At 42.0% G+C, this 14,157-nt stretch carries 8 protein-coding genes and 1 riboswitch; of the genes, 4 read left to right on the forward strand and 4 right to left on the reverse strand.

The genetic code is table 11. The features are described 5' to 3' along the window. Positions 1-65 precede the first annotated feature (65 nt). On the reverse strand, positions 66-1,967 hold the full coding sequence (gene thiC / locus IMZ28_RS08335) for a phosphomethylpyrimidine synthase ThiC (RefSeq protein WP_197548117.1): 1,902 nt from the start codon (positions 1,965-1,967) through the stop codon (positions 66-68). Positions 1,968-2,070: 103 nt separating this feature from the next. Continuing rightward, positions 2,071-2,179, reverse strand: a riboswitch (TPP riboswitch). 187 nt (positions 2,180-2,366) lie between these two features. On the opposite strand from thiC, the gene IMZ28_RS08345 reads away from it, so the two are divergent. After that, positions 2,367-2,621 (forward strand): oleate hydratase, encoded by a 255-nt coding sequence (locus IMZ28_RS08345; RefSeq protein ID WP_408646985.1) that lies wholly within the window; start codon positions 2,367-2,369, stop codon positions 2,619-2,621. Between the two features lie 117 nt (positions 2,622-2,738). Here the strand turns inward: IMZ28_RS08345 and IMZ28_RS08350 are convergent, their stop codons facing one another. Further along, complete coding sequence (locus IMZ28_RS08350; protein ID WP_197548119.1) at positions 2,739-7,592, reverse strand: RecQ family ATP-dependent DNA helicase; 4,854 nt, start codon at positions 7,590-7,592, stop codon at positions 2,739-2,741. A gap of 67 nt (positions 7,593-7,659) precedes the next feature. Between IMZ28_RS08350 and IMZ28_RS08355 the strand changes: the two genes are divergently transcribed. The 3 genes from IMZ28_RS08355 to IMZ28_RS08365 all read left to right on the forward strand — a co-directional run bounded on the left by IMZ28_RS08355 (position 7,660) and on the right by IMZ28_RS08365 (position 12,244). Next, the gene (locus IMZ28_RS08355; RefSeq protein ID WP_197548120.1) at positions 7,660-7,992 is read left to right on the forward strand and encodes a hypothetical protein; all 333 of its coding nucleotides are present in this window, start codon (positions 7,660-7,662) and stop codon (positions 7,990-7,992) included. A gap of 129 nt (positions 7,993-8,121) precedes the next feature. After that, positions 8,122-10,395, forward strand: coding sequence for a 5-methyltetrahydropteroyltriglutamate--homocysteine S-methyltransferase (metE, locus tag IMZ28_RS08360; RefSeq protein WP_197548121.1), 2,274 nt, complete (start codon positions 8,122-8,124; stop codon positions 10,393-10,395). Positions 10,396-10,750: 355 nt separating this feature from the next. After that, positions 10,751-12,244, forward strand: coding sequence for a multicopper oxidase family protein (locus IMZ28_RS08365; RefSeq protein ID WP_197548122.1), 1,494 nt, complete (start codon positions 10,751-10,753; stop codon positions 12,242-12,244). A gap of 58 nt (positions 12,245-12,302) precedes the next feature. Here the strand turns inward: IMZ28_RS08365 and IMZ28_RS08370 are convergent, their stop codons facing one another. Together IMZ28_RS08370 and IMZ28_RS08375 are read right to left on the reverse strand one after the other, a co-directional pair. After that, positions 12,303-12,560 (reverse strand): hypothetical protein, encoded by a 258-nt coding sequence (locus IMZ28_RS08370; RefSeq protein WP_197548123.1) that lies wholly within the window; start codon positions 12,558-12,560, stop codon positions 12,303-12,305. A 236-nt stretch (positions 12,561-12,796) separates the two neighbouring features. Next, entirely contained in the window at positions 12,797-13,975 is a 1,179-nt protein-coding gene (locus IMZ28_RS08375) for an Mrp/NBP35 family ATP-binding protein (RefSeq protein WP_197548124.1), read from the reverse strand. Positions 13,976-14,157: the final 182 nt, after the last annotated feature.

The following is a 14,157-nucleotide window of genomic DNA, read 5'->3' on the forward strand; positions in this document are numbered from 1 at the left end:
AGTATCTCATACTGTTTCCCACATCCATATTTTTGGTGTATTGAAAACACACCCTGCAATCATTTTTAGTTTTGACTTTCTAATTTTGCACTTTCAATATAAACTTCTCCACCAAGCTCCTGGAACTTCTGGCTCATCTCATCCATTCCCTTTTTGATCTCCTCTTCTGAAAGACTCTCCTGCTCGGCAGCGTAGTCTCTTACCTCAGCAGAGATCTTCATGGAACAGAATTTCGGTCCGCACATGGAACAGAAATGCGCTGTTTTGGCTGCTTCCATCGGCATGGTTTCATCATGGTACTCTCTTGCACGTTCCGGATCAAGACCGATATTGAACTGGTCAACCCATCTAAACTCAAAACGTGCCAGACTCATCGCATGGTCTCTGGCAATAGCACCCGGGTGTCCTTTTGCAATATCCGCTGCATGTGCCGCCAATTTATAGGTTATCAACCCCTCTTTGACATCATCTCTGTTTGGAAGTCCAAGGTGTTCTTTTGGAGTTACATAACAGAGCATTGCTGTTCCGTACCAGCCGATCATTGCCGCACCGATACCTGAAGTGATATGATCATAGCCCGGAGCAATATCTGTTGTTAACGGCCCAAGCGTATAAAATGGTGCTTCATGGCAGTATTCAAGCTGTTTTTCCATATTTTCCTTAATCATATGCATGGGTACATGTCCCGGTCCTTCGATCAATACCTGAACATCGTGTTCCCAGGCAATCTTGGTGAGTTCACCAAGGGTTTTAAGCTCTGCAAACTGTGCTTCATCATTGGCATCTGCAACCGAGCCCGGTCTAAGCCCGTCACCCAAAGAGAAGGTAATATCATACGCTTTCATAATCTCACAGATCTCTTCAAAATGTGTATAGAGGAAGTTCTCCTGGTGGTGATGGATCATCCATTTTGCCATAATCGACCCCCCACGGCTGACGATACCCGTCACACGCTTTGCAGTCATCGGCACATGATGCAGCAGCAAACCTGCATGAATAGTAAAGTAGTCTACTCCCTGTTCTGCCTGTTCGATAAGCGTGTCTTTGAAAACTTCCCATGTAAGATCCTCTGCAACCCCGTTTACTTTTTCCAATGCCTGATAGATCGGCACTGTTCCGATAGGGACCGGTGAATTACGTAAAATCCAGTCACGTGTGGTATGGATATTCTTTCCTGTAGATAAATCCATAACCGTATCTGAGCCCCATCTGGTTGCCCATACCATCTTCTCAACCTCTTCGGCAATACTTGAAGTGGTAGCAGAGTTACCGATATTGGAATTCACTTTTACAAGAAAATTTCGTCCAATAATCATCGGTTCTACTTCAGGGTGATTAATATTCAGAGGAATAACTGCACGCCCCTCTGCAACCTCTTTACGCACAAATTCAGGAGTGATCTCTTCAGGTAAATTGGCTCCGAAATTCTCTCCCTTGAGTCTTCCGTTACGCTCCTCATCGGCAAGGTAAGCTTTAGTCCACTCCAGTTTCTGGTTCTCACGGATGGCAATATACTCCATCTCCGGTGTGATGATCCCCTGGCGCGCATAGTGCAGCTGTGTCACGTTTTTCCCTTTTTTTGCACGAAGCGGTGTACGGTGAAGCCCTTTACTTCCTGCTGTAACGAACTCCAGCTGCTCATCAGTATTGTATCCGTTGTCCACAGGCTTGATAATACGCCCCTCATACGGCTCGACATCCCCGCGTGCTTTGATCCACTCTTGACGGATAGGGTCGATCCCTTTGGTCACATCGATCTCGACATTCGGATCAGTATAGACGCCTGAAGTATCATAAACCACAAGCTCTTCATCGTTACTTAACGTAATTTTACGCATTGGTACACGGATATGCGGATGTATCTTTCCGTTTACATAGACTTTGGAAGATCCAGGAAGCGGATCGCGCGTAATGATCTCTTCACTTGCTTCAAAAAGTGATTTGGTTGTGTTTACAGATGTAGTCATAGTATTTCCCTTTTTTAACTTGTCAAATTTTTAAGTATGTAGGGAAGAGTGTAATACGAGGTGAGATAAAGGCTGTTTCGAAACGAAGCTTTATCACATAAGCAGTCATTACAAATCTCTTCCTTACGCCGGTATAATCCGGGTCAAGTTCAACGGGTAGACCTTTGTGGGTCTTCTCAGCCATGTCTTCCATGGCACCCCGAGAGTTTGAAAGTCCACTATAGTCAATTAAAGATAAAATTTCTCTTAAATAACACCTGCTTTACCTAAAGATATTTGCATTATTATCTTTTACTACACATATAAAAGGAGAAGAGATCATGGGAACCTAATCAACGCATCCACTCCAGAAAACATGAAGACATAAAGAACAAACGCACCTTTCTCATCAGCTCAGGCATTGCCTCACTTGCTGCCGCACACTACCTCATCCGTGATGGTTACATGAAAGGTGACAGGCAACCCCCCGATGTCGTCCCACAAGGCAGCGTCAACCTCGCCTTCCTCAGACAGTTCGCTGAAATAGAAGGTGATTGTATCTTTACCATCGAATACTCGGTACATTCAGCCATGATGACGATCTATAGCCTGCTGAACCTCGAAAAGAACCCTCCTAATATTCTACCCCAGCCAGTACGACATCCACGCCCTTGAAGCCGCTTCCAAAACGATGAAACCCAATGATGAAGGGATCTTGGAGAAAATCACAGAACATGTGTTGATAAAAAAGTTGGCGCATACAACGTGGAAGGGATTGATATAATCGCCATTCTATTTCGTCAAAACAACTTTACACAACGGATGCTTTAAGTAAGCATCTTTCTCTTTGTCATACCACACAACCACATGATCAATATATGCTTTTCCGACTTGATACCCTTTTTCAAAATAGCCCTGAAGATCCGCATAAAACCTTTTTGACAATAGACCTATCTGTAGACCTTTATAGAAGATAGAAAACGGTCTGTTTTCTCCTCTTTGTTTGAATGTGACAACTTCACCCGCTATTATCTCATCCCCTTGCATATTCATAGCGTTATCAAACCCAAGTACTATATCTTTTAATCCCATGATCAGTGTTACTTGCTCATCTTTACTGTTATAGTGGGTTTCATCGAAGAGGTATCTGACGTTCTCATCGGTTTTCGAAAGATTTTGTTTTCCATGCATTAAAATCGTTAGTTCCTGTTTCGCACGTGTCATGCCCACATAAAAAAGTCGGTACTCTTCGTCTTTTTTGGGCATACGATCAGGTGCAACCAGCAAAATGACTTTGTCAAACTCCATCCCCTTTGATTTGTGGATGGTAGAAACAGTAACTGTTTTATGGTAAGACTCAAAATCTTCAAACTTGATCTCATCAAGGTAAGCCAACCATTGTGAAATATGATACGTAAGGCTCTCCAGAAGAAATTTATCAATCACTTTTTCCAAAAGCGGAAGGTTTTTTGAGCCATTGAACCTTACCTGTGTCAAAGCAAAGGCTTCACGAAAGTCTTCTGCCCTGTAGAGACTCTCATGTTTGTTTATTTCACTCAAGACCTGATCAAAGTAGATGATCTCTACAAGATTTTTAAGAGAAAAACCATCTCTATCCAAAATATATTTGACCGTAATCCCTTTGGTATCTAACAGGGAATAGAGTCTCATCACCTCTGCGTTCGTATAGGCTAAAACGGCACAGTTTTGGAACATCTCCTCTGTTTCAACCTTTTTGACAGCAGGCATGACCAGATCATTCCAGAGGCAAGTCTGTACCGTAACCGATCCCTCTTCCTCACTGTAAGGCACTAACGGATGGGTCTTGTATCGCTTCTGAACACGTTCTATAAATGTATTGGTATAAGAGACAATTCGTCTTGTGCTTCTAAAGTTGGTCAGCAGTTCATACTGCTTATAATTATCATTTCCCTCATCGTCCTTTCCGAACACCTCTTTAAACACATCAATAAAACGTACATCCGCTCCGGCATGATCCATTATGCACTGGTCATCATCGCCTACGGCGATGATACGCATTTCTCTATTGGCATGGTAAATCTCTTTGACCAGATCAAAACTATCTTGATTGATGTCCTGATACTCATCCAAAACCAGAACACTTTTAAACGGTAACGATATATCGCCATTAACGATCTGTCTCACCGCCTCGCCGATGGCATTGTGGAGAATATCGTCATCCTCTTTTACCACTCTGCCTATGAGTTTCAAAGCATAGGCATGAAAGGTATAGATTTCAATATCATAAGAGATCTCGCCTACCAGCTTATAGAGTCGGCTTCGAAATTCATTGGCGGCGGTACGGGAAAAGGTGAGCATCATGAACTGTTCGGGTTTGATATCTTCCGTTAGGATCAATGAGGCGATCTTATGCACCAGCACTTTTGTTTTACCGCTTCCCGGACCGGCAAGCACCATCATCGCTTTGGTCTCCCTGTCGATGATCACCGCTTTTTGTTCATCAGACATTTCAGCAAATATCTTGTTGTACCTTCGCTGCGTTATCGGACGTGTGATCTTTGCTTTGACCAAGGCATATTTCTTTTTAAAGGAGTCGTATTCCATCGTAAAATAGTCTCTTAAGAACTTACCGGCTCTTGTCGGATCGTATTGCAGTATTTTGCCGTATTCACCCATAATATGAATCGCTTCCACCTTGGAACGATAGTGTGGTTCCATACGATGTTTATAATCCTGTTTGGTATATTTTTTGTTGATCCGTTTCATCTCCTCCTCTTTAGTGATGATCATAGGCGAATAACTGATAAAACGACCATTCAACAACTCAACAATACGCATATGGTGCAGATAGAGCAATGCTTTATCGATCGCTTTCATGCTGTACTGTTTCCCTATCTTTTTGCGTAATTGCTTCAATGAGAACTCTACTTTTGCCTCTTTCTGCTTCTCCGGTATCTGGCAGATAAAATCGGTAATGATCTTTTTACTGATCGTATGTTTGGACTTCAAGTCATTTTGAAACGTCTCCTCATCTATCACCTTAAAATACCATAGATCATACTGACGGCTGATACGTTTGAACATAAAGCTGCTTTTGTCTCTGAGGTTACGAAGCAGATCTCTAATACGCGTTGATTCATTCTTTTGGATAACTCCCGTACTGTAAAGATGTTCGCTCAATTCCTTGATACTCACCGTTTCACGATCCAACGACAACAAATAAGAGACAAGTGATTGTTCTATCTGCCTGATCTCTCGGAACATCTTTAAAGCGTTTTTAAAGATCATCAAGCTTAAATCTTTACTGTCACCCAAGATGCTCATCTCCTTAAGCTGCTGTATCGCCAACGCAATAGCCGATTTTTCCGCACCGAGAAGAAAAGCCAACTCATCAATTTGTATCGACCCTGTACTGCCTCGGTGCAAAATATGCTGAAGTACCAGTATCAACAGTTCCTTGTCCTTTTGTTCTAATGTTTGATCGGCTAAGGTTTGATGGAGTTTATCCATACTTTGTGCAGCAACAGAGTCGGCAAAAAATCTGGTTTTGTTCCGTTTCCGGCTGATGTACCCTTCTCTCTCCAACTCCAAGAGTGCCGTTTTAACTTTTGTACCATAGTCGACCGCACTATCTTCTATATCCCATCCCGCTTCAAGGGCTATTTCAAAAGCTGTTTTGGTCACAGTATCGCCTTTGGCTCGTTTAATAACCTGAAACACGGAGTTGATTTCGGCAGCAGTGATCTTGGAACGGTTCAGTGCGGCAAAATGTTTATCCATATCATTCTCATCGAACAAAATAGGACAAAAGGCTTCCAGCTTCTCATTTCGCGCGCCTCTTCCCGCTTCCTGTGCATAGTTCTCCAAAGAGTCCGAGACCTCGTAGTGGATGACGTTGGTGATGTCCGCTTTATCTACGCCCATCCCAAATGCTGTGGTCGCGACAATAACATCAATACGGTTCTCAATATAGTCTTTGAGTATTTGCATCTTCTCTTGCGAATCAAGCTTGGAGTGAAAAGAGCGCACCGTTTTGTCCGTATCAATATTGAGTTGTTCGGCGATTTTGTCACACTCTTTAGTCGACGATGGGATATACACCAGTGTTGCGCCATTATGCTCATTGATCAGTTTCAAAAGTGCTGGATACTTCTCTCTGTTCTCAGCAGGCAGTGCTTTGTATTTGAGGTTTTTTCTCTCAGGCTTGGCGACATACTCATCAAGCTTTAACCCCAACCCCTCAAAGAAATACGTTTTAATATCGTCAATTACATCCTTTTTCGCCGTTGCAGTAAAACAGGAAACAGGGATATGATCCTGATAGTTCTTTGCTTCAAGCAGATCGTTAATATAGTCACAAATATAGTAGTAGTCCTGTCTAAAGTCATTTCCCCATGTAGAGAGACAGTGTGCTTCATCGACCACAAAGCGTTCAATGAGCCTGTTTTTCAAGATATTGAAGATCATATTCGAGCGTAATGACTCAGGTGCCAAGTAAAGAATATCCGCTTCTCCATTCACCACCTGCTCTATTGCTTCACTTCGTTCAAGCGGGCTCATGTATCCACTAATGGCTACGGCTTTGTAGTTAGCCACCTTGGCATTAAAACTTGTAATATGGTCTTCTATCAATGCTTGCAAAGGTGAAATGACAACGGTTAACGACTTGGTCGTTTTTGCCTTGATGATCGCCGGCAGCCAGAATGTGAATGTCTTACCTCCACCGGTAGGTAAGACGGCAAGAAAAGAGTCATTGTTCAATGAAGCTTCAATAATATCTTTTTGGGAGACCTGCGAACTGAGTAGCGTAGGGTTCAGTTTTGGAAAGATCCTAAAAGTGCCGAAGCCGAATGTCTCCTTGGAAAAAGCACTTAAGCTTTTCTTTTCGTAAGAGAGGTCAAAACAGAGTTCTCTTTGGATATTGACAATATCCGGATGGCGGAACAGGATTCTTGGCGGATGCGATTTGATCTCAATGTGTGGCGTTAAGAGAGCGATAATATATGCAAGCTCAACAGGGTGCTTTTTGATCACCTCTTTGAGATACTTGGTATTTTTGATGACCTGTTCGTATTCGCCGGAAATAATGCTATGAAGTTCTTTTGCATCCATGAACACAAAGGACCGATCATTCGATAAGTAATCAAAAAAGCCGCTGAAGTGCTCCTCTTCTCTCAAAAGAGAATAAAAGATATTTTGAAGTTTCCTCTCCAACAATAAAAAACGTGTCTCTATGCGTCCAAAAAGTTCAGCAGTCAATTTGGAATCCTCTACCGGATCATTTTTAAAGTCATCTTCACTCTTATAGTTTTTTGGTAAAGCATGTATCGATTTTTCATTAAAAAGCAAGAGAGAAAGAGACAAGGTATCTATAATCTTATGCGCTTTTAATGCATAATAAAGCGTGGTGTCTCTTAATATCTCCAGATCGAAATCGATAAAGTTATGCCCACACATATAACGGGCATTGCAGAATTTAATAAAGTTGACCGTCTCCTTAATGCCGGTGGTGTTATGTGTACGGTTTTTATACACCATTCCAAGTTCATAGATCTTCTTCGTATGTTTATCTACTTCAAGATCTAAAAATATGATATTTTGATAATTGATTTCAGCAACCATTGTAAGATCTGTCTTCCTCTCTTGTTTATATAATTCTATCATATCATTTTATATTCCCTAAACCTTTCTTGGCTATAATTCCACTTAAACTCAAAATAGGAGAAGTATCATGCTGCGTGGTTTTGGTAAGAACTACTTTACATTGTCGTCCATACTTGCACACGCTGTTGCGCACAAGCTTCAGGCACAGGTAACCTCTACACAAACACTTCTCCGCCTTAACAATGACAAGGAGTCTTCGGAGGACGGTGATCCGCCTGAAGAGCTGCTTGAAGAGCGTACGGCACTCCAGCCGGTCAACCCCTGCCATTGTAACTGTTACTATAAACGCAAAGCCCGTCTGGTGCTTCTGCTCAACCACTTCATTCCCCGTTGTCCATTCTATACAACATTTTATGCCTTTCGGCGTACGGGTGTGCACCCTCCCCTTTTTTCTTCATAACTATTTTTAGATTAAGATCACTATTTGTTTAACCGGCAACCACCCACAAACGGTGGGTAAGAGTGCCCACCCTACACATACGGATTGTACGGTTTTCATTACACTATTGTATGAAAAAAGGATACACACATGTCACACAACTATGTTATCGGATTCCCACGTATTGGGGAGCAGAGAGAACTTAAAAAAGTACTGGAAAAGTTCTGGGCAAAAGAGACTGATTTTGCAGAGGTTGAGAGAGTAGCTTCCGAACTCAGAGCAAGACACTGGCACTACCAAAAAGAGGCAGGCATTGATTTCATTGCAAGCAACGACTTCTCACTTTATGACAATATGCTCGACACTGCTGTCATGCTTGGAGCAATCCCCGCACGTTTCAAAGGGCTTGAGAATGAAGAGCTCTACTTTGCCATGGCCAGAGGGAATAAAGATGCCGTGGCAATGGAGATGACCAAGTGGTTTAATACCAACTACCACTACATCGTACCCGAATTAAGCAAAGAAGACAACTATGTACTCAATGCCAGCAAGATCATCGGTGAATATAAAGAGGCAAAAGCACAGGGTATCAGAACCAAGATAAATCTTATCGGGCCCATCACCTTCCTTGGACTCTCCAAACGTGTAGACAGAGGCGATACCTATGAATTTTTCGGGAAAATTCTGCCACTTTATGAACAGCTTATCAAAGAGATATCCACTTTGGATGAAACAGTAACCGTACAGATTGATGAGCCTATTTTTGTCAAAGACGTGGAGTCAAAAGTACTTAGTCTGATCAAACCGTGTTACGATGCACTGTGCCATGCTGCTGACAATGTCAAAATCATAGTGACAACTTACTTCGAACACTCCAATGAAGCCAGTAAAGTACTTGTCCATACTCCGGTATGGGGTATTGGACTTGACTTCCTTTACGGAGACAAAAACCTTCAAAGTCTTGAACAGATCGCCAACAACGGAAAATATCTTATTGCAGGTATCGTAGATGGACGTAATATTTGGAAAAACGATATTGAAGCAAGCCTCGCACTGCTTGATACGATTTCCTACAAAATTGATAAAAGCAGGATTATTGTCTCTACCTCATGTTCTCTGCTGCACACACCTTTTACACTTAGATATGAAGAGAAGATGGATCCGGAAATAAAAAACTGGCTTTCCTATGCTGTTGAAAAACTTGATGAAATAAACCTTATTAGCAAATCTTTTTTTGGTGAGAAGTTAAACGAAGAGGAGAGATCTGCGCTTGAGGCAAATCAAAAAGCAAATCAAAGCAGACGTATTTCCTCACGTATTCATGATGAAACCGTTCAACAGCGTGTAGCCGGTCTGACAAAGCTTCAGCGTGACGGAAAGTATGAGGAGCGTATCAAAATACAACATGAAGCACTTGCATACAAGCCATTAGCAACCACAACCATCGGATCTTTTCCCCAGACACCAGAGGTCAGACAGGCTAGACGAAATTATAAAAACGGTATCATCAACGAAACGGAATACATCAATGAAATGAAAGCATATATTGATGAGTGTATCGCTTTCCAGGAAACATGCGGGCTTGAAATACTTGTCCATGGCGAACCTGAACGTAATGATATGGTCGAATATTTCGGCGAACAACTTAAAGGCTATGGATTTAGCCAGAACGGATGGGTACAAAGCTATGGAAGCCGATGTGTTAAGCCACCGTTCATTTACGGAGATATCAGCCGTCCCAAACCTATGACTGTTGACTGGATAACCTATGCACAGAGTAAAACGAAGAAGATCATGAAAGGTATGCTCACCGGTCCGGTTACCATTCTCAACTGGTCATTCGTTCGTGATGACCTGCCAAGAAGTGAAGTAAGCAAACAGATCGCCATTGCTATCTGTGATGAAGTAAAAGATCTGCAGGAAGCAGGTATTAAAGTTATCCAGGTTGATGAGGCAGCTTTTAAAGAGGGATATCCCCTTAGAAGCGAGAATGTTCCAACCTATGAAAGCTGGGCGGTACGGGATTTCAAGATCGCTGTAAGTTCTGCAAACAAAGAGACACAGATACACACCCATATGTGTTACTCTGAGTTCAATGACATCATCCGAACCATTGAAGCCATGGATGCCGATGTCATCTCCATAGAGACGGCAAGAAGCGGTAACGAACTGCTCAAGATCTTCGCCGAAGTCGGGTACAAACAGGAAGTAGGACCTGGTGTCTATGATATCCACTCTCCACGTATCCCAAGTGTAGAGGAGATCGTCGAACAGATCAGGAAACTCTTGGAGGTCCTACCAAAAGAGCAGCTCTGGATCAACCCTGACTGTGGTTTGAAAACCCGTAAATGGGAAGAGGTCAAACCGAGTCTGGAGAACATGGTAAAAGCTGTACAGATCGTACGTGACGAGTTGGGTGTTTAACTCTGTCACGCAGGGTGCATTTCAAGCCGTTACATGATATGAACCGGCGGTGCCCTGCACCTCCTTCACTGCTTTTATAACTCATTATATCGGGTTGTATCATAGTCCCCTTCTTACATATATAGCAGACTATGCCTGCTCCTATACTACACACTGTTTGCACACTATATACATATGATTAATACAAGAGATACTTTTTATATTTTGAGAGGGTTTATCCCGGATTATCTATAAAACCGTGATACAATCCTAATCATGACAACGGTCCGGTAAAAAAGGAAACGTACATCAAAATATTTTTGTAAAGACAGCATACATCCATATGTATAAATACCAAGTATGGAGCCAGAAAGAAATGGATAGAAGATATTTTTTATGTTATTCCACTATTACAGCTACCCTCCTGCTGAGCGGTTGTGAAGAGCATACCCCGCAAGAAGAACAACCGAAGCAAAAAGTTGCCTCCTCTGAAAAAAAAGATATTAAAAGAACAGAAACAAAACCTTTTACCCAGGAACTCAAAATTCCCGAAGAGATCAGTTTCAGCAAAACAAAGAAGGCTAAATTCAGCTCACAAAAGAGTCTTGTACAGATCTATACCGATAAGCCGACGGAAGTCTTGACCTTTCGGGGAATGTTACCCAATCCTACAATACGAATAAAAAGGGGAGAGAACTTTGACCTGGAATTTACCAACAGATTACCCCAGCCTACTATTATTCATTGGCACGGCCTGATCGTACCTTCAGTAATGGATGGTCACCCAAAAGATGTCATTCCTGCAAACAAAACCAAACACTACCACTATAAAGTAGATCAAAGTGCAGGGACATTTTGGTACCATACCCACCCCCATGCCAGAACAGGGAAAGAGATCTATCATGGACTCTCTGGATTTTACATCATCGAAGATGATGAAGAGAAGAGACTGAATCTTCCAAGCGGCGAATTTGATCTGCCACTTTCCATCCAGGACAGAAGGTTTGATGAAAACCGAAAACTGTTCTATAAAGACAAAGAGGTTCCACAGGACAATAACGGTGTTTTGGGAGATGTGATCCTGGTCAATGCAACCCCTTTCCCTTACAAAAATGTAAAAAACAGAAAATACCGGCTCAGAATTCTTAACAGTTCAAGTGTCAGAACCTACAATCTGGCTTTTGACGGGATCGAAGAATTTGCACTTATTGCAACAGATGCCGGCCTTTTAGAAGCACCTTTAATGGTTAAAAATGTCATTGTATCCGTAGCAGAACGTATTGATATAGTCATAGATTTCAAAGACAAGCGTATCGGTGATACAGTTACACTGAAAAACCTTGGTTTTAAAGAAGTAAGCAATCTAAAACTCCATCCGAAATATCCTGACTTTGATGCCAAAATGGATATTATGCAGTTCCATATCAGTGAAAAAGCAGAAGATACCAGCTCTCTGCCTGCAAAACTGGTACATATACCAAGGATGAAAGCGTCTGAGGCAGTCAGAACCAGAACGATCACAATGGAGATGATAGCAGGTGGCCTATGGACATTAAACAGGAAGCCTTACGATATGTACCGGATTGATGAGAGGGTAAAGCTTGGTACAACAGAGATCTGGGAACTTAAAAACAGTGTACATATGGGTCACCCTTTCCATATGCATGGTGTTCGCTTCCAGGTGCTTGATAGAAGCGGTAAAATAGACTTTCCTACCGATAAAGGCTGGAAAGACACAGTCCTTGTCATGCCGTTTGAAACGGTTCGGATCATCGTGAAGTTTACAATGCCGGGGCTGTTCTTATATCATTGCCATATACTTGAACATGAAGATCAGGCAATGATGGCGAATTTTTTCGTAGAACGATAGTCTCCACTTCATATCTTTTTTTGTTCATTACTCACAGGAAGTAAAAAACAGAGAAGAACTACTCCTCCGTTTTTATCTCAACAAGCTCAGTAAGAAGCTCTTCTGCTTCCTCTTCATCCATCTCATCACGTTTAATCTCTTCAACCATAGCAAAGCACTCCGTTCGCATATCTCTCATCTCTTCAAGGTCTGCCTTCTGTTCTGCTGATGCATTTTTTGCTTTATCGATCGCAGCAAAAAGTTCATCGATTGCAACTTCAAGATCAGGGATCACTTCATTCTCAAGCAGGTTTTTGAGTTTTTCTGTATTTGTCATTATGGTTTTTCCTATGTAAATAATTATTATCGTATTGTAGCGAAAAAGAGATATGAAGGTTAACACCAAAAACTCTATATCTATTAGATTTGGTTTGAAGTATGATATAGAATAAAAACGCTAATTGTTTCAGTGTGCAGTAGATTTGATTGATCGGTGTGAGTGAAGCGAGAGAGCATACTTAAAGACCGAACGGAACGAAGCCGATCGGTCACATGTGCTGTGCAATGGAACAATTAGTTGCAGCCGCAACCACCACCACCGTGAGAGTGTCCACCCTGTGGTGCACTTGCAGCACCTGCACCAGTACTGCAGGCACTTACGCCTGGAGGTGTAGTTGGTTGAATTGCCTGGTTGTCCGCACCGCCTTCTGCCTGTACCTTGTCAATAAAAGCAAGAAGATTGCTTGCAGCTTCCTGATAACGTTTTGCCGTTTCAGAATCCGGTTTATGATAAGTAACCGGCATACCTGTATCTCCCCCTACTCTGATCGCCGGTTCTATCGGGATACGTGCAATAACATTGGTATCGTACTCTTTGGCAACAGGCTCGGTTGTACCCATACCGAAAATATCAGATTCGGTTTCACATGAAGGACAGATAAATCCGCTCATATTCTCAATGATACCTGCAGTCGGGATATGCAGTTTCTGGAACATATCGAGAGATCTTCTGGAGTCATCCAGAGAAACCTCCTGAGGTGTTGTTACCGTAATACCCGCCGTTACAGGTACAGACTGTGCCAAAGTAAGCTGGGCATCACCGGTTCCCGGAGGCATATCTATCACCAGTACATCCAGTTCGGACCACAGGATATCTCTAAGGAACTGCTCGATCGCTTTCATGATCATAGAACCTCTCCAGATAAGAGACTGGCCAGGTTCCATCAAAGAACCCATAGACATTATTTCTACACCATAAGCTTTCAGAGGCAGTACTTTATTACCCTGAATTTCAGGCTTTTGATCTTCAACGCCCATCATACGAGGGATGTTCGGTCCGTAGATGTCTGCATCCAGAAGTCCAACTTTCTTTCCTTGCATCGCCATAGCTATTGCCAGGTTCACAGAAGTAGTCGATTTCCCAACCCCTCCTTTTCCTGAGCTGACCATCACAAAACTTTTAACATGCGGTGCAATATTTTTACCGCTGACAGAGTTACTCATCTGCTTTGGTGCCTGCGGTGCTTTAATAGTAATATTGATATTGTCAAAGCCTGCTTTTTTAAGCTCGGTGGTTGCTTCATCTGTCAGTTGTGCCTTCACCTCATCTGCAGAAGAAGTAATATCAATAGTCAATGCGACATTGTTACCTTCCACTACGATATCTTTTACAAACCCGAATGATACGATATCTTTTGTAAATCCGGGATAGGTTACATTCTTCAATGCTTCTAATACATTTTCCTGTGTCATAAATTGACTCCTAATACAAAGTTTGATACTTGAGTTATACCACTACAATCTTAAATAAGGTTTAATTTAAAATAAAATAAGAGTAAAGTGCTCTTCTTTAGCCAGTCATCAATTTTTATGGTTAAAACAGTACAACTTCATCTAAAATTCAAAATAAATAAAAAAAGTGTGTACTAAAGAAA

This window comes from Sulfurovum indicum, from assembly GCF_014931715.1.
In the GTDB taxonomy this organism is placed as follows: Bacteria; Campylobacterota; Campylobacteria; order Campylobacterales; family Sulfurovaceae; genus Sulfurovum; species Sulfurovum indicum.

Bases quoted from the DNA above. Each gene is read 5' to 3' on its own strand.
- thiC (WP_197548117.1), bottom strand. From the start codon at position 1,967: ATGACTACATCTGTAAACACAACCAAATCACTTTTTGAAGCAAGTGAA.
- IMZ28_RS08350 (WP_197548119.1), bottom strand. From the start codon at position 7,592: ATGATAGAATTATATAAACAAGAGAGGAAGACAGATCTTACAATGGTT.
- IMZ28_RS08355 (WP_197548120.1), top strand. From the start codon at position 7,660: ATGCTGCGTGGTTTTGGTAAGAACTACTTTACATTGTCGTCCATACTT.
- metE (WP_197548121.1), top strand. From the start codon at position 8,122: ATGTCACACAACTATGTTATCGGATTCCCACGTATTGGGGAGCAGAGA.
- IMZ28_RS08365 (WP_197548122.1), top strand. From the start codon at position 10,751: ATGGATAGAAGATATTTTTTATGTTATTCCACTATTACAGCTACCCTC.
- IMZ28_RS08370 (WP_197548123.1), bottom strand. From the start codon at position 12,560: ATGACAAATACAGAAAAACTCAAAAACCTGCTTGAGAATGAAGTGATC.
- IMZ28_RS08375 (WP_197548124.1), bottom strand. From the start codon at position 13,975: ATGACACAGGAAAATGTATTAGAAGCATTGAAGAATGTAACCTATCCC.